We start from the raw sequence: 16,886 nt of genomic DNA, 5'->3' as shown, positions 1-16,886 counted from the left end.
ATTAAATCAACGATTGCCTGTTTTCAAAAGAAAAGTTTGTGTAAAAGCCGGACTAAAGTCCGGCTGCACTAAAATTCTATCCGTTGTTATAATAGACGCCGAATTTATTCGGTGAGCATTTTAGTGAATAAATTCACCGGCTATAAGAACAAAGGTATTTCTTGCTTGTATGGCCGACTTAAGTCGGCCTTTTGCATAAATAACCAATCTATTTTTCTTTCATTATATGCTTCACAATCTTCTCCGAGCTTAAACTAATATCTCGTAGAATACCTGTTAGAGGCAGATTAAAGCCTATAAAATATAAACCTTTATAGGCATCGTCTTCAAACCACATGGCTTTTGGGTATCCTCTTTCGTTCAGCAGGGGAGATACGTTTTCTACAATTTCTTCCAATTTTGCATGATAACCCGTTGCCATAATGATGGCATCAATAGGTATCTTTTCACCATTCACAAATACAACTTCGTGAGCGGTTAGCTCCTGAATATCCGGCATTACTTTTATGTTTCCGGCTTTTATTTGTGCCAGTGTACCTACATCAATTACAGCCACTTTGCCCTGCGTACGTAATTGCTCAGATGGTGCCAGTGGTGAAATCGGAATACCTGTACCTTCAACGGCTTTGAGCAGGAGTTTCTTAAACTGTTTCCCTACAAAATCGTAAACTGTATTACCCAACCGGATACAGAATATGGCCAGACTTTGGGTAGAGAATCCCTTAAACTCACGTCTGATAATATTTACAGGATTTCTGATAGACACAAAAGTATTGGCTCCACTTTCATATAAATCAAGGGTTATTTCAGCACCTGAATTGCCATAACCGACTACAAGTATATTTTTATCTTTGAATGGCTTTCCGTTCTTATATGCTCCGGAATGAAGCACTTCTCCTTTAAATACTTCCTGCCCTTTCAAGGTAGGCAATTTCGGCACTCGATTGTATCCGGTAGCAATCAATACACGCTTAGCTTCAAAAGTTTTATCCTTTGTCACTACCTCCCAATGCTCATCCTTTTTGCTGATACTATTTATATGCTGATTAAAAACAGGCTTGATATCGAAATGCTCGCAGTATTGTTCCAGATAAGCAATGTATTGATTCCTCGATATAAACATCGGATATTCCGGCAGGAAAGGCAGATGCGGTAATGCAGAGTATTTCTTATCAGTATGCAGATGCAGGCGGTCATAATGGTTTCGCCACGCAATACCCGCCTTATCTGATTTTTCCAGAATCTCAAACGGTATGCCCAGTTTTCTGAACCTGCCTGCCATAGCCAAACCCGATGGCCCCGCTCCAATAATCAGATTTTCAATGCACGCCATGAATAATCAGGTGGTTATCGTGAAAACTGTAATCATAAACAATGTCTAAGTCGCGCATGGCATTTATTAAAGCTATCTGCTGGAATGATTTCAGGTCTTCTGCTTTGATGTTTGCCTCTTTCAAAACTCCTTCATGTAATAACGCCTGCCGTTTGGTGCCATTCAGCAATGGGCTATCAGGTGTCAGCCAGTTTGTACCATCAAATGCCGCAATATTAGCAAAAGTAGCATCGGTCAGTTTCCCGTTGTGTAATACAATCACTTCATCAGCTTCAGGGTTCTGATTCAATAAATTCTGAAACCCTGTTCTATCTTCATACTTATAAGGATATACAAAATTGACATCCTCTACCAATTGAATCTTTTTTGGATGCTTAGGCTGATATGGGAAAAACTCTATTCTCTCTACCTCATTTCTATAGCTCACTCTACAGCGGTATAGTCCATCACCTATTGATTCAGGTATCTGAATCACCTCTTCCAAATTTATCGCTTCATGTATTCCCAGCAAATCACTCCGGCTGTGTTGCATCCGTTGGTTATGATAAGCAAGGTTGTGCAGCTTCCGGTTGCGCAATTGTATGGTCTCGAACAATAGGGACATATATTTTCTGAATCATTTCTTCATATTCCTTTTCTGCAATACTGTTGGCGGTTATGCCGCCTCCACTTTTAAAAGTCAGGCTACCGTCTTCTTTCTGCTCAATGTAGCGAATCATTACACCTGAATCTAACGTTGCTCCATCAAAAATGCCAAAAATGCCTGTGTAAAATCCTCGTTCGCTATCTTTTAAATAAGTTTCTTTTTCGGCGTTCTTGATAATCTCTACAGTTTTAGCCTTTGGTGCTCCTGTTATAGACCCTGCGGGCAGCATTCCGAACAGAATTTCTCCTAAATTCTCTCGCCAGCTTTCATTTAATTGCGCACTCACCTGCGAGCTCACCTGCAATAACTCATTGTTATCCTGAGTTTCTATTTTATCAATGTACCTGAATTTCTCTACCCATACTTTTTCCGCCACACTACTCAAATCATTGCGGATCAGATCTACAATGGTGGTATGTTCGTAATATTCCTTCAGATCGTTTAAAAGAATGTTTTCAGCATCAGGTAGTGACGCATCAATGGTACCCTTCATCGGGAATGACGACATGAGGCCTGTTTCATCAATCTGTACGAAAATCTCCGGCGAAAAACACACAAGCCGGTCTTTCCACCACAGTTTATATTTTGCCTCGCTTCGTTTAAAGACTTCCTCTAAACTGATATTCAGACTAACAGGGGTTTCTGCTGTCAGGTTAGTAAGAAAACTATTTCCCTGCAGAATATGCTTCTGCACGTAATCAAATCCGGCTTTATATTGCGCAAAGTCCAAAGGGTATTTTTCAAGCACTATTTCCTGTTCACCACTGGGGTCAGAATCATCGTTGGTTTTCCCATTCACCCAAAATTTAATCTCGTGGTTATCAATGCTATCCAGTGGCTCCACCACACAATTTTCACCCGAAAAATCTATCACAAATAAAAAGGGGATTTTCGCGGATGAAAAAAAACTAAATTTAGAGATTGCACTCTGTCTATTGATTTTCACTTTTAAAAGCGTTTTTTTAACATTTAGACGATAATCACTACAAAAGTATCAATAGTTTTGTTTATTAAGGCAAAATTATCAAATTCGCAATATCATTAACCAAACATCAGAAACCCATCCATGAAAAAAATCCTCCTCAGTTTTTTCATTCTATTCATCAACATTCAAGCGTTTTCTCAGGTAACTTTTCCTCGTAATGGCGCGTATGATGAGCGTCCTGCTCAATACGCATTCAAAAATGCTACTATTGTGGTCGATGCCCAGACCGTGCTTGACAATGCCATGATTTACATCAAAAACGGCATCATTGAGTCTGTAGGTAAAGACTTGAAAATCCCAAGTGGAACGGTCGTTTATGACCTGAAAGGTAAAAGAATTTATCCGGGTCTGATCGACATCTATTCAGACTACGGAATGCCCGAAATTGTTCGTCCGCAAGGCGGTCGTGGTTTCGGAGGCCCTTCTCAGTTAGAAAGCAACAAAAAAGGAGCCTATGACTGGAACCAGGCCGTGAAACCGGAAGTAGAAGCGGCTAAAGAATTTAAAGCTAATGCAGCGAAAGCCGAAGAATTGAGAAAAATCGGTTTTGGTGCAGCATCAGTGCATATTGCTGACGGTATTGTGAGAGGTACCGGTGCTTTGGTTTCGTTAGGTAATGGTAAAGAAAATGAATTGTTGTTGAAAGAGAAATCTTCGGCACACTATTCATTAAACAAGGGTACATCAACACAAACCTATCCGGTATCTATGATGGGTTCGGTTGCTTTATTGCGCCAGACTTACTACGATGCCGACTGGTATAAAAAAGGTGGTGTTAAGGACGAAAGAAATCTTTCTTTAGAAGCATTTAATACTGTACAGGGTTTACCACAAATCTATGACGCCAATGATAAACTGGGAATTCTGAGAGGTGATAAAATCGGAAAAGAATTTAATGTTCAGTATATTTTTAAAGGTAATGGTGACGAATACCAACGCATCGATGAAATCAAAGCCACAAACGGTTCATTGATATTACCTTTAAACTTCCCTGCTGCTTATGATGTTGAAGACCCGTTTGATGCCGCTCAGGTTTCATTGACAGAATTGAAACACTGGGAAATGGCACCAGCCAACGCAGCCGTAGTTGCTAAAGCAGGAATCAATTTTGCTTTAACTACCAGCGCTTTAAGAACTAAAGCTGAGTTCTGGACAAATCTGAGAAAAGCCATAGAAAATGGCCTGTCAGAAAGTAAAGCATTGGAAGCACTGACAACTACTCCTGCTAAATTATTGAAAGTAGATAACCAGTTGGGTAGCCTTAAAAAAGGTATGATTGCCAATTTCATTATTACTTCAGACAACCTATTCAGTAAAGACAACGTAATCTATGAAAACTGGATTCAGGGTAAGAGATACATCATCACCGATGGTGACGTGACCGATGTAAGAGGTATATATGATTTAAGTGTAGGCGACAAAACAGGTTTGAAACTGAATATTACAGGTAAAGTAGACAAACCTGAATATCAGATTGTAGTAAGTGACAGCGTTAAACTGGCAACCAAAGTAACCCGTTTCTCTGACCTGTTCACTATTACAACCAAATTAGATAGAAAAGATGCCGGTGATACCCGTTTAAGCGGTTATTATGATGGCAAGAATATCAAAGGTGATGCCGTATTGCCGGATGGCAAACAAGTGAAATGGGCTGCTACTTTTAAAGAAGCAGGTAAAGAAATAACCAAGAAAGATACTACTAAGGCTAAAACTCCTGAAGTAGGCAAAGTATTGTTCCCATTCACAGCGTTTGGTAGCGAAACCAAACCTCAACAGGAAACCTTGTTGATTAAAAACACAACGGTTTGGACGAACGAAAAAGAAGGAATCATTAATAATACTGACGTTTTACTACAAAATGGTAAAATTGCTAAGGTTGGTAAAAACCTGGCTGCTCCTGCAGGTGCTAAAACCATTGACGGTACAGGTAAACACCTGACCAACGGTATTTTTGATGAGCACTCGCACATTGCCTTGTTCTCAATCAACGAAGTACAAAGTGTATCGGCAGAGGTTCGTCAGGAAGACGTAGTAAACTCTGAAGACGTAAACATCTATCGTCAATTGGCCGGTGGTGTTACTTCTTCTCAATTGCTGCATGGTTCGGCTGACTGTATCGGTGGCCAATCGGCATTGATTAAATTGAAATGGGGCGAGAATCCTAACAACCTTTTAATCAAAGGCGCTGACGGTTTCATCAAGTTTGCCCTGGGTGAAAACGTAAAACAAGGTAATAGTGCACAAGCTACTACCCGTTTCCCTGCTACTCGTATGGGTGTGGAGCAAGTGTATATGGACGCATTCCAGAGAGCCAAAGAATACGAAAAAGCATGGAATGATTACAACGCGCTTTCGAACAAAAGTGGTGTTACACCTCCTAAGAAAGACCTTGAATTAGACGCTTTGGCTGAAATTCTGAACAAAAAACGTTTCATCACTTGTCACTCTTACGTACAGTCTGAGATCAACATGATGATGAAAGTAGCTGAAACTTTCAACTTCAATATCAATACTTTCACGCACATTCTGGAAGGTTACAAAGTAGCTGACAAAATGAAAACGCATGGCGTGGCTGCGTCAACCTTTGCAGACTGGTGGGCTTATAAAATGGAAGTGAAAGAGGCTATTCCTTATAACGCTGCTATCATGAGCAAATTGGGTGTAGTAACTGCCATCAACTCTGACGACGCCGAAATGGCCCGTCGTTTGAATCAGGAAGCAGCTAAAACTGTTTTGTACGGTGGTATTTCGGAAGAAGAAGCCTGGAAAATGGTAACATTGAACCCTGCTAAAATGCTTCACCTTGATAATCGCTTAGGTAGTATCAAAGCTGGCAAAGATGCCGATGTAGTACTATGGAATAACAACCCGCTTTCTATTTATGCACGTCCGGAAAAAACAATCATTGACGGAACAGTTTATTTTGATGCTGAAAAAGACGAACAATTGCGTCAGTCGGTAGCTAAAGAGCGTAACCGCCTTATGTTGAAAATGTTGGCTGAGAAATCGTCAGGTGCACCTACACAAAGACCTGCACCAAGACGTAATCAGGAAGTTCATTGCGATACTATCATGGAAATGGGAGCCACCGAAAACCGTACTGATGCCCATGACCACGAAGTTGAAGCAAGATTTTTCAATAACAAAGACTGATACATTCATTAAAAGCATTCAATTCAAAATAAGATTTTCAAAATGAAAAAATATATAACAGTTATTGGTTTATCATTGCTAAGTTTCTGGGGTAAAGCGCAGAATCAGGCGCCTGCTTCTCCGCAAACCAAACCTATTGCACTGGTTGGCGGAACCATACACGTGGGCGACGGCAGAATTATTCAGAACGGAACCGTAGTATTCGACAAGGGCATTATTACTGCCATTGGCGATGCCTCAACCAGTTTTAATAAAAGTGCCACTGAAATTATCAATGTAAATGGTAAGGCGGTTTATCCGGGTATTATTGCTCCGTCAGCCTTGGCAGGTCTGGTTGAAATTGCTTCAGTAAGAGCAACATTAGACCAACGCGAAACAGGTGATCTGAACCCGCACGTAAGAGCCCTGATTGCCCACAATACGGACTCAGAGGTAATACCTACATTTAGAGGAAACGGAATTCTGATCGGACAAAGTACTCCTGAAGGTGGTATCATTTCTGGTACATCTGCCATTATGGAATATGATGGCTGGAACTGGGAAGATGCAGCTCTGAAAAAAGATGACGGTATCTGGTTAAACTATCCGGCATTGGTAACACGCCAGTTCAGCTTTGAAGAAATGAAGTTTGCCATCAAGAAAAACGACAAGTACATTCAGCAAAGAGCTGATTTGGAACAACTTTTCTCAGAGGCACTTGCGTATTCTGAAATCGGTAATCCGAATCCTAAAAACGCACCACTTGAAGCCATGAAAGGCTTATATGATGGTTCGAAACAATTGTTTATCCGTGTAAACTACGGTAAAGAAATTGTAGAAGCCGTGAAACTGGCACAGAAATACAAAATCAAGAAAATTGTAATTGTAGGTGGTGAAGAAGCTGAACTGGCCATTGATTTTCTGAAAGAAAACAATATTCCGGTAATAGTAAACGGTACTCACCGCTTGCCAAATACGGTTGACGATGATGTATGGAACCCTTACAAATTACCAAACGTATTAATGAAAGGTGGTTTGACAGTCGGTATGTATTATACAGAAGAATTCTGGCGTACAAGAAACTTACCTTTTGTTGCAGGCACAGCCGCTGCTTTCGGTATGGCACAGGAAGACGCTTTGAAAATGATTACCCTTAACAACGCCAAAATTCTTGGCATTGACAAACAAGTGGGTTCATTAGAAGTAGGCAAACATGCTACTATCGTAGTGTCAGCAGGTGATATTCTTGATATGCGCACCAGCAAAGTAGAGCAGGCGTTTATCAGAGGTAAAAAGATTGACCTTGACGACAAACAAAAGAGATTGTATAAGAAATACGTAGGTAAATACGGTATTTCGGAAAAATAAAATATTAGATATTGCGAAAAAGGATTGCGAAGAAATTTGCAATCCTTTTTTGTTTTATGCCTGTAAATCATAACTTTGGTATAATCTATTTAACCTATACTGATGAATACTGTTATACCTATTTTCAGAATTTTTGATGAGGCCAAAGCCAAAGAGTTTTATATTGGCTGGCTGGGCTTCAAAGTTGACTGGGAACATCGATTCGACGATAACTCTCCGCTCTACATGTCTGTATCAAAAGACGATATCACTTTACACTTGTCGGAACATTATGGTGATGCCACCCCCGGTTCTAAAGTCATGATTAACTGCACAGCGCTCAAAGCATATTGCGAAACCCTGCAAGCTAAAGATTACCGCTATTACAAGCCGGCGGTAGAGGATTCGGAGTGGAACTCTTACATAATGACTGTAACCGACCCCTTTGGTAACCGGATTATGTTTAATGAGCCTAAAACCGTTTGAGCCTATAACCTGTTAAATCTAACCTATGAAAATACATTCAAGCCTGATTTTACCCGCATTATTGATTTTAACCGCGGGTTTCTTTGTTTTCTCATCCTGCACTTCTGCTAATACAGAACAGGAATTCAGTCCGGAATTCAAGCTGATTCCTGCTGAAAAGATTACCTTCAATTCGTTTGTAGATTGTAATATGGCTGAGGTTTGGGTAGGTAATACTTTCAGAATTTTTCCGGGTAAGTACGGAGAAGATCCGCTTTGGGGTGATGCCCGGGACCTGAAATATGCCGATGGGAAAAATGCCGACGAGGTATTTAAAAGCAAGGCTGACAACTTTCGTCAACCTGCTATGCCGGTCAATGCCCCAACAGGGCAAGACGGCTTACACGGAGCTGTCTGGTTTGAAACCGTGTATCAATTACCCAAAGATGTTACCGGTAAAACATTATATGCCGTGTATCACAATGAAAACTACCCGCAAACCCTGCCTTATGACCCAAAAACAGAACAAGGTTATAAGAATGAAAAATGGCCACAGGGACTTACGGGAGAAACCAGTCCGGCTGCCGTTTGTCGCATTGGTATCATGAAGTCGGTTGATGGAGGAAAAAGCTGGAAAAACAAAGGTATTTTCATAGAGGACCTGAACCCACGGATGATACTGAAACCTCACAACACCTCAAATACTTTTGCCGGTGGTGTCGGTGACCCCTCTGCAGTAGCTAGTGGTGAGTACTTGTATCTGTTTTATGGAGAATATGGTTATCCGGGTGAATACACTGAAACTACCTATAACCCCAAAACCGAATGGGCTGGCCAGTGCATCAGTATGGCTCGCATCGCCTTGACCGATTTGGATAATCCTGCAGGCAAAGCTAAAAGATGGGATGGCACCAGTTTCAATGCCCCATACAACGGGATAGGCAAACCGGTGGCATCTCTGCAAATACCCATGGAGCAAGGCGGTGGGCCTGCCTCTTCTCCTACCAATGGTTTTCATTGGGGGCCTTCGGTCAGTTGGAATACTTATCTGAACTGCTGGGTTATGATGATGGCGAAATCAGAAGGAAAATCTTGGAAAGGATACAAAGTTTATATTTCTTTCAACAAAAACCCCGACTTAAGTAATGGTGCTCATTCGCAGGAATGGACAAAACCTCAACTGGTATTCGAGAAACCAGGGTATATATTATGGTATCCGTCTTTGCAGCCTTTGAATACTCCTGAGGATATCAATGCCCGTAATACCTGTCTGAAACTGGGTAAAAAAGCACGTTTTTTTGTCAAACGCATTAAACCCGGAGACGATTCTTACGCCTCTGAACACATAATTGAGTTTGAAAAGTGATACAAATCTATTTTTTAAACACCACCCAAACCGCCAGAAATATCAATCCGAAACCAACAAGGTAGTTCCATTTAAGAGGCTCTTTCAGATAAAGCACTGCAAATACCACAAAGACACAAAGCGTGATGGCCTCCTGTATGGTTTTTAATTGAAAGGCATTAAACTGACCAAAGCCGATTCTATTGGCTGGCACCATAAAAACATACTCAAAAAAAGCTATTCCCCAACTGATGGCTATGGCTTTCCACATGGGCAGGTCCGGTCTTTTTAAATGTCCGTACCAGGCAAATGTCATAAAGGTGTTTGATACGATAAGCAACAAAATTGTACGCATTGCAGAAATTTAGTTCGTAAGTGATTTATAATTATTGTTAATTTTGCAAATGGGATATATCCGGAAAATTGCAATTCCACTTATTTGAATAAAAGCACGCAAAATTCGAACGGAAAAATCTTAAAACCATAAGTATTGAGATAAATATTTATCTGCCGGATTAATGGATTATACTAGGCTATAGGTGCGATATCCGTTTATCCGATACAATACCTGAATTGCCTTAAACAAAAAAGAAATGAAGATAGGGATTATTGGCCTGGGAGATATGGGAAAAATGTTTGCCCGGATATGGGCTAAAGCAGGTTTTCAGGTGTATGGTTGTGACCTCCCGCAAAACCATGATATTTTACGAACAGAACTGGAGCCTGACGGAATTGAAGTATTAAAAGACGGCATAGCGGTATCCCGACTTTGTGATTTCATATTATATTCGGTAGAGGCAGAAAATATTGAAAAAGTAGTAGCCCAATGCGGTGCGGCTACCAAATTCGGCGCTATAGTAGCCGGGCAAACCTCCGTCAAAACGCCCGAAATTGCCGCTTTCGAAAAGTATCTGCCTAAAGATGCACAGATTGTTACCTGTCATGCCCTATATGGTCCTAGTGTTAATCCCGAAAATCAGACGCTGGTATTGATTAATCATAGAGCGAGCTCAGCTGCTTTCGATGAATCAATGCATATATTTGCCAAAATCGGTTCTGTTATTCACGAACTTAGCGACTATCATGAACACGATAAAATGATGGCAGATATTCAGGCCATTACACATGTGGGGTTCGAAAGTATCGGCACAGCCTGTATGCATAGGAAGGTCTACCCGTGGGAGAATCCTCTGCATCCGAATGGGCTCGACAACGTCAAGTTTCTTATGACCCTTCGTATCTACAGTTACAAGTTTCACGTATATTCAGGGCTGGCAATGTTGAATCCTTATGCCAAAAAGGATGTCAGGAAATACGCCAATTGCGAAATGGAATTGTTTGAAATGATGATTGAGGAAGATGAGAAAAGGTTTCGAAAACGTATTTATGCCGCACGCGACCATGTGTTTAAAGACAAAAGTGAAGCCTTGATGCTCGATGATAAAATCATGAGTGAGTTTAGTCTGAGTCTGGATACGGGCCACAAACCGAATTCGCACCTTAGCCTACTGGCAATGGTAGATACCTGGCACAGGCTCGGCACGAATCCATATAAAAACCTGGTTTGCCAGACCCCACCCTTCAAACTAAGAGTAGGTATGGCAGAATACCTGTTCATGAACGAAGATTTGCTGGAAGAATCAATCAAAACGGCCTTATTCGATAAAAGCATCAGAGGAGAAGACCTCGCTTTTCATACCGCTGTTCATGAATGGGCTAATATAGTGGAAATGGGCGACAAAGAAAGTTACAAAAAACACTTTGAAGCCACGAAGGAGTATCTTTCACCACGGCTTGAAGAAGGCAGGCACAAAAGTGGATTACTCATTAACAAACTGCGTAGCATATAGGAAAGCAACGCAAACTTCTGATTTATGAACAAAACGGATTTATCGAAATTTAACAACGATTGGTATCATCGATCTGATTTTACGAGGAGTTTCTTTACAACTTTACTATGGTTTATAACCGGTAGTGTGTTTATTAATTCCTATCTGCCAATTCCGATGTCAATCAAGATAAGTATTCTAAGAGCCTTTGGAGCTAAAATCGGAAAAGGAACTACCATAAAGCCAAGGGTAAATATCAAAGCTCCCTGGAATCTGGAAGTCGGAGATTATGTATGGATAGGAGAATGTGTCTGGATTGATAACATTGGCAAAGTAAAAATCGGTAATAATGTATGTATTTCACAAGGCGCTTTGCTGCTTTCCGGTAATCATAATTACAAGAAAACAACCTTTGATCTTATCATTGAAGACATTGTTCTGGAAGACGGTGTCTGGATAGGTGCCAGGTCAGTAGTTTGTACGGGCGTCACCTGTTTTTCGCATGCTGTGCTTTCAGTTAATTCAGTTGCTACACACAATCTGGATGCAAATCATGTCTATCAGGGCAATCCGGCGGTAGCCGTTCGCAAAAGAATGATTACCATTGGATAAAAAAATGTCAAAAAGAATTTCACTTTTTTCCTTAAACCGAAAAAAAAGTGTTTATTTTGTAATATATAGATGCCCCAAAAGTATTATTTTAAATAAAAGAAGATATAATGTTTCCCACATTTGAATCTCTGGTACCTGACAAGAATATTCAAATTTTAATATCTGCACTCATCGCACTTTTTATTAATCTGCGTTCTATACCTGTCATTATCAATATCAGTGGATTAAGGGGTTTAATGGATAATCCGGTTAAAAGAAGCTCTCATAGTGCACCTACTCCTACTTTCGGGGGTGTGGCTATCTTTGCCGGTATACTAATCGGATATATGCTCTGGAATTTCGGTGATGAAGGAATTCTGTTACATAAAGTCTTTGCAGGGATGACAATCCTCTTCTTTTTGGGTATAAAAGACGATTTATACGCATTATCGCCAACAAAGAAAATAGGGATTCAGGTTATTGCTTCTGCCATTGTAGTCGTAGGTTGTGATCTTAGGATTTCTGATCTTTTCGGCATATTCGGTATCGGCGAAATACCTTATCTGCTAAGTATTGGCCTTACAATTTTCATTTTTGTTGCCATGATTAATGCCTTCAATCTGATTGATGGTATTGACGGCCTCGCCGGTGGTATTGGAATGATAGCCAGTGCAGGCTTCGGATTATGGTTTCTGGTAAACCACCATTATTCATTGGCATGTCTGGCGCTTTGCCTTTCAGGTTCATTGTTGGGCTTTTTAAGATTCAATTTTTCGCAGAATAACAAAATATTTATGGGTGACACCGGCTCACTGATAATCGGATACATTATCACAGTGCTTGCCGTTAAGTTTATTCATTTCAATGTAATGCACGCTTGGGATCCGAGCAGTTCGTTTGTAAGTGCGCCAATCATAGCCATTGTTATTCTGATTGTTCCGATCTTCGATACCATCCGGGTATTTTCGGTGCGAATACTACGGGGTAAATCGCCTTTCAAAGCAGATCGTATGCATATGCACCATTTGCTGATTGACAATAATTTGTCGCACATGCAAGGGTCTTTCATACTCTATGCCGTAACTATTGTGCTTACTGTTCTTACTTATTCAGCGCGTGTCTATTTCAGTAATACCGAATTATGTTTCTTTATTATGTTTTTGCTGGTTTGCTACTTCTTTGTTGCCAATTGGCTTGAAATAAAAAGATACAAAGCGCTACAGGATAAAAAGGCTAAGGAAAGCACTCCTGACGCAACCGCGAGTAATGGTACTGAAAGTAAAACAGGTGATAAAATTCAGAGTAAGGAAAAACTTCAATTAAGAGAAGTAAGTGCCAATTAATTAGTTAATTCCAGATACTATATAAGCAAAGAAGCTCTTTCAGTGAAAGAGCTTCTTTGCTTATAACGAATAATGGATTTATTCCCATTCAATAGTGGCAGGTGGTTTAGAACTGATATCGTATACCACACGGTTGACACCCTTTACGCGGTTAATGATTTCGTTGGATACATCCGCCAGAAACTCATAAGGCAAGTGCGCCCAGTCGGCTGTCATACCGTCGATACTAGTTACCGCACGAAGCGCAACAACTTTTTCATAGGTTCTTTCATCACCCATCACTCCAACACTCTGTATAGGCAATAAAATGGCGCCAGCCTGCCATACTTTATCATAAAGGCCGCTGTCTTTCAATGCATTGATGAAAATAGCGTCTACCTCCTGCAAAATCTGCACTTTCTCGGCAGTGATATCACCTAATATACGGATTGCCAAACCCGGCCCCGGGAATGGATGACGCCCCAGAATATTATCAGGTATATCTAATGATCTGCCTACTTCACGCACGCCATCTTTAAATAAAAGTCTCAGTGGTTCAACTACTTTCAGCTTCATGAAATCGGGCAGTCCTCCCACATTGTGGTGCGACTTAATGGTAACCGACGGCCCTTTTACTGAAACAGACTCTATTACATCGGGGTAAATAGTACCTTGTCCTAACCATTTGGCACCTTCTACTTTATGCGACTCGGCATCAAAAACATCGATAAATGTTTTACCGATAGCCTTACGCTTGGCCTCGGGGTCGGTCAGTCCTTCTAATGCCGTGTAGAATTGTTCCTTGGCATCAACTCCTGTTACATTCAGCCCCAATCCTTTATACGATTCCAGAACCTCTTCAAATTCATTTTTACGCAAGAGGCCGTTATCTACAAAAATACAATACAGATTTTTGCCAATGGCATGATGAATCAAAATAGCAGCTACAGAAGAATCTACTCCTCCTGACAGCCCCATGATTACTTTGTCATCACCCAGTTTCTCTTTTAGCTCCTGAATAGTTGCTTCTGCAAAAGAATCAGGTGTCCAGTTCTGAGAACACTCGCACACATCGACTACAAAATTTTTCAGAATGGTTTTGCCTTGCAATGTATGGGTAACTTCCGGGTGAAACTGAATACCATAACGCTGTTGTCCTTGCAGTTTAAAGGCTGCTACTTTAACAGTATCTGTAGAGGCAATAATATCGGCCCCACTTGGCGGAGCAGCGATTGTATCACTATGAGACATCCACACCTGTGTATTATCGGCAATGTCTTTCAAAAGTGCATAACGATTGTCTATCTTGTTCAGAATGGTGCGACCATACTCCCGGATCGACGAAGGGAGTACTTCTCCTCCACCTGTCTGCGCCATCATCTGTGCACCGTAGCAAATGCCCAGTACCGGTATTTCGGCCGGGAAGTCCTGCCAATCAACAATGGGGGCATCTTCGTCGCGCACTGAACAAGGGCTACCCGAAAGGATAATACCTTTAATATCAGAAGTAATGGCTGGGATTTTATTGAAAGGGTGTATTTCACAATACACGTTTAGTTCTCTAACTCTTCGGGCAATCAGTTGAGTAAATTGCGAACCGAAATCAAGAATAAGAATTTGTTCTGTCATGATTGGTTTCTAAAATGCAAAATTAGCAGATTTAGAAAGTCTGTGCAATATGTTTCTTAAAAACTATTATAATACTTGATTTCAGCGAATTGGCCTTAAGAAATTCTATATCTTAAAAAGAGAAAAAATAAGATTACCAATGCAAGAACTTTAGGCAAAAGAAACCCAAACTTTTTTTCGGGTGAAACTACCCTATAATCACTATACATAATAAAGCACGACAAGAGAAGAAAAGGTATATACCAATAAAGATTATATATCTTCAGAAAAAACATGGTAAATGGCGCTACAAATGCTATAAACCTTGCGATTTTAATTAAAACTTCGTCTTTCATGATACAGTTATTTAAATGTCACATTGCAATTTTTATCTGAATATATTAATTCTTAAGCAAAATCCACAACATTGCCTGGTATTCAAACCTTCATCAGCACAGCAGGTAATTTCACTTTCTCTCATCGGGCAAAAAAAATCCATTGTCGGATACTAGCCGGACAATGGATTTAAATATTCGGATTATTAGTCTGTTCTACTCGTGCGAAATGTCGCTGCTGCTGAGATTTCCTACAGCATTATAAATTTCGTACCATTCCTGATGGCTCAGTTTAATACCAGAGGCACTGGCGGCATTTCTGATACGACTTTCAGAGATTGACCCAATGATAGGCAAGGTACCCAGTTTCATTAGCCAGGCAACAGCTGTTTGCTCTACATTGGCATTGTATTGGCTTCCTATTTTTTCTAATACACTTCTCACTCTCACAGCCTTTTCGTCTTCTCCGGTCAGTATACGGCCGCCTGCTAAAGGTGCCCATGCCAAAGGCTTACTGAAACTCTGCTTGATGAAATCGATCCGGCCATCTTCAATAGCGTTGGTGTTCATCAGGTTCAGCTCAATGTGGTTCGTTACGATAGGTATGGTAAGATACGATGCCAGTAATTGATGCTGAAACACTGTAAAATTGGCTACTCCAATATGATTTACTTTACCCGAATTGACTACCTGAGCCAGCGCCATGGCCGTCTGCTCCGGGTCGGCCAGAAAATCACTTTGGTGTAAAAGAAAAATATCGAGGTAATCTGTCTTCAGGTTTTTGAGAGAATTATCGACGCTTTTCAGAATATGGTCTCTTGATGTATCATAATAATCAAACAGACCGTCGTTAGACCGCCTGATACCACATTTACTGAATAGTACTATGTCTTCGCGCTTAAATGACTTATTCTTAATAATTTTGCCGAAATGTTCTTCAATGGTATAATTACCATAGACATCGGCGTGGTCGAAGGTATTGATACCTAATTCCAGACAGAGATTGATTATTTTTTCAATTTTGGAAGTCGTGCTTTGACCTTCATCGTTCCATCTCCAAAACCCATAAATTGCCTCTGATACTTTTGGGCCTGAATCACTTAGGTAAACTTTTTTCATTAGGTTAGATTAATTGTATCCGTCACAAAAATAGTCAAATTTCGGATAATTCCTTTAAATACAAAAAAATGTGACAATACGATACTCTCTCTCAGCCAATGCCAAGAGCATTTTTGTTAGTTTAGGTTAATTAATAGATTTATCCTGACAAACTCAGCAAACTATGCACACTATGCACACTGTAAGATGACTGGCGCGGTTGCTATATTAACCAGCCGGTTCAGAATTGCTTTACCGGCATCCCAGTCGCCAAAACCCGAACTCGCGTTAATGTGTCCCTTCTCTCCGATATTCAAAAACGTACTTCCCCAGGTATTGGCAAAATATTCAGAACGCTCAATAGAAGCATAGATATCATTAGTACTGGCCACTACCAGCGTTTCAAATGGTAAATAATCTGCAGGTATAGGGGCAAATCCTTCAACAAAACTCAATCTTTCACACAGTTCAGCATCAGCAGGTGCAACCAGCAAAGCTCCCTTCACCAGAGGCGAAAAGTATTTTCCGCCCCAGTGAGCTACTGTCAGGCATCCCAGGCTATGAGCCACCAAAATGGTAGGTTGCGTAAGTTTCTCTATATAGTCTTGTAATCTCTCAACCCAGTCCTGCCGTACGGGCAGGTCCCAGTTCTCTTGCTCTACTCTGGTAAATACATGCGGATGCTGCTTCTCCCAGATCGTCTGCCAGTGCCTTGGTCCTGAACTTGCCAGACCCGGTACCGTCAGGAAATTGATACTTGATGAGATTTGCATGATACTTATTGAGTGAATAAGTGATTCAGAGATTACTTAAGTTAAAAATGTCTATTCATTCGCTAATCATCCTCCGG

14 protein-coding genes are annotated in these 16,886 nt (G+C 40.7%); 7 read left to right on the top strand and 7 right to left on the bottom strand.

What is annotated here, in order from left to right; all coding sequences use genetic code 11:
* Positions 1-208 precede the first annotated feature (208 nt).
* The 3 genes from AC1RRY_RS08770 to AC1RRY_RS08760 are packed head-to-tail and all read right to left on the bottom strand — an operon-like array spanning position 209 to position 2,925.
* Positions 209-1,333 (bottom strand): flavin-containing monooxygenase, encoded by a 1,125-nt coding sequence (locus tag AC1RRY_RS08770; protein WP_492816377.1) that lies wholly within the window; start codon positions 1,331-1,333, stop codon positions 209-211.
* Positions 1,320-1,865 carry an aminotransferase class IV gene (locus AC1RRY_RS08765; protein WP_492856530.1) on the bottom strand — a complete coding sequence of 182 codons (546 nt, stop codon included), beginning with the start codon at positions 1,863-1,865 and terminating at the stop codon, positions 1,320-1,322. The genes AC1RRY_RS08770 and AC1RRY_RS08765 overlap by 14 nt, the downstream gene beginning before the upstream one ends.
* A 7-nt stretch (positions 1,866-1,872) precedes the next feature.
* Positions 1,873-2,925, bottom strand: coding sequence for an aminodeoxychorismate synthase component I (locus tag AC1RRY_RS08760; RefSeq protein ID WP_492856528.1), 1,053 nt, complete (start codon positions 2,923-2,925; stop codon positions 1,873-1,875).
* 120 nt (positions 2,926-3,045) lie between these two features.
* On the opposite strand from AC1RRY_RS08760, the gene AC1RRY_RS08755 reads away from it, so the two are divergent.
* From AC1RRY_RS08755 to AC1RRY_RS08740, 4 genes are all read left to right on the top strand, one after another.
* Positions 3,046-6,117, top strand: a complete 3,072-nt coding sequence (locus AC1RRY_RS08755; RefSeq protein WP_492816383.1) for an amidohydrolase family protein — start codon at positions 3,046-3,048, stop codon at positions 6,115-6,117.
* 42 nt (positions 6,118-6,159) lie between these two features.
* Positions 6,160-7,464, top strand: coding sequence for an amidohydrolase family protein (locus AC1RRY_RS08750; protein WP_492816385.1), 1,305 nt, complete (start codon positions 6,160-6,162; stop codon positions 7,462-7,464).
* Positions 7,465-7,566: 102 nt separating this feature from the next.
* Positions 7,567-7,929: a glyoxalase superfamily protein gene (locus tag AC1RRY_RS08745; protein ID WP_492816387.1), complete on the top strand. Its 363-nt coding sequence runs from the start codon at positions 7,567-7,569 to the stop codon at positions 7,927-7,929.
* Positions 7,930-7,954: 25 nt separating this feature from the next.
* On the top strand, positions 7,955-9,274 hold the full coding sequence (locus AC1RRY_RS08740) for a hypothetical protein (RefSeq protein WP_492816389.1): 1,320 nt from the start codon (positions 7,955-7,957) through the stop codon (positions 9,272-9,274).
* 7 nt (positions 9,275-9,281) lie between these two features.
* Here the strand turns inward: AC1RRY_RS08740 and AC1RRY_RS08735 are convergent, their stop codons facing one another.
* Positions 9,282-9,608: a DMT family protein gene (locus tag AC1RRY_RS08735; protein WP_492816391.1), complete on the bottom strand. Its 327-nt coding sequence runs from the start codon at positions 9,606-9,608 to the stop codon at positions 9,282-9,284.
* A gap of 238 nt (positions 9,609-9,846) precedes the next feature.
* On the opposite strand from AC1RRY_RS08735, the gene AC1RRY_RS08730 reads away from it, so the two are divergent.
* The 3 genes from AC1RRY_RS08730 (at position 9,847) to AC1RRY_RS08720 (ending at position 13,016) form a co-directional block, all read left to right on the top strand.
* A complete protein-coding gene (locus AC1RRY_RS08730) occupies positions 9,847-11,103 on the top strand; it encodes an NAD(P)-binding domain-containing protein (protein WP_492816393.1) in 1,257 nt (418 codons plus the stop codon).
* 24 nt (positions 11,104-11,127) lie between these two features.
* Entirely contained in the window at positions 11,128-11,694 is a 567-nt protein-coding gene (locus tag AC1RRY_RS08725) for a WcaF family extracellular polysaccharide biosynthesis acetyltransferase (RefSeq protein WP_492816395.1), read from the top strand.
* Positions 11,695-11,801: 107 nt separating this feature from the next.
* Positions 11,802-13,016, top strand: coding sequence for a glycosyltransferase family 4 protein (locus AC1RRY_RS08720; RefSeq protein ID WP_492816397.1), 1,215 nt, complete (start codon positions 11,802-11,804; stop codon positions 13,014-13,016).
* Positions 13,017-13,094: 78 nt separating this feature from the next.
* Here AC1RRY_RS08720 and guaA read toward each other — a convergent pair whose 3' ends face one another.
* From guaA to AC1RRY_RS08705, 3 genes are all read right to left on the bottom strand, one after another.
* Positions 13,095-14,624, bottom strand: a complete 1,530-nt coding sequence (guaA, locus tag AC1RRY_RS08715) for a glutamine-hydrolyzing GMP synthase (protein ID WP_492816399.1) — start codon at positions 14,622-14,624, stop codon at positions 13,095-13,097.
* 530 nt (positions 14,625-15,154) lie between these two features.
* Positions 15,155-16,057 carry an aldo/keto reductase gene (locus AC1RRY_RS08710; protein ID WP_492816401.1) on the bottom strand — a complete coding sequence of 301 codons (903 nt, stop codon included), beginning with the start codon at positions 16,055-16,057 and terminating at the stop codon, positions 15,155-15,157.
* A 170-nt stretch (positions 16,058-16,227) separates the two neighbouring features.
* On the bottom strand, positions 16,228-16,809 hold the full coding sequence (locus AC1RRY_RS08705) for an RBBP9/YdeN family alpha/beta hydrolase (RefSeq protein ID WP_492816403.1): 582 nt from the start codon (positions 16,807-16,809) through the stop codon (positions 16,228-16,230).
* Positions 16,810-16,886: the final 77 nt, after the last annotated feature.

The organism is Emticicia sp. GW821-FHT11C11, assembly GCF_058808615.1.
The sequence above is the reverse complement of the archived record's forward strand: the minus strand, read 5'-3'. Positions and strand labels throughout refer to the sequence as shown.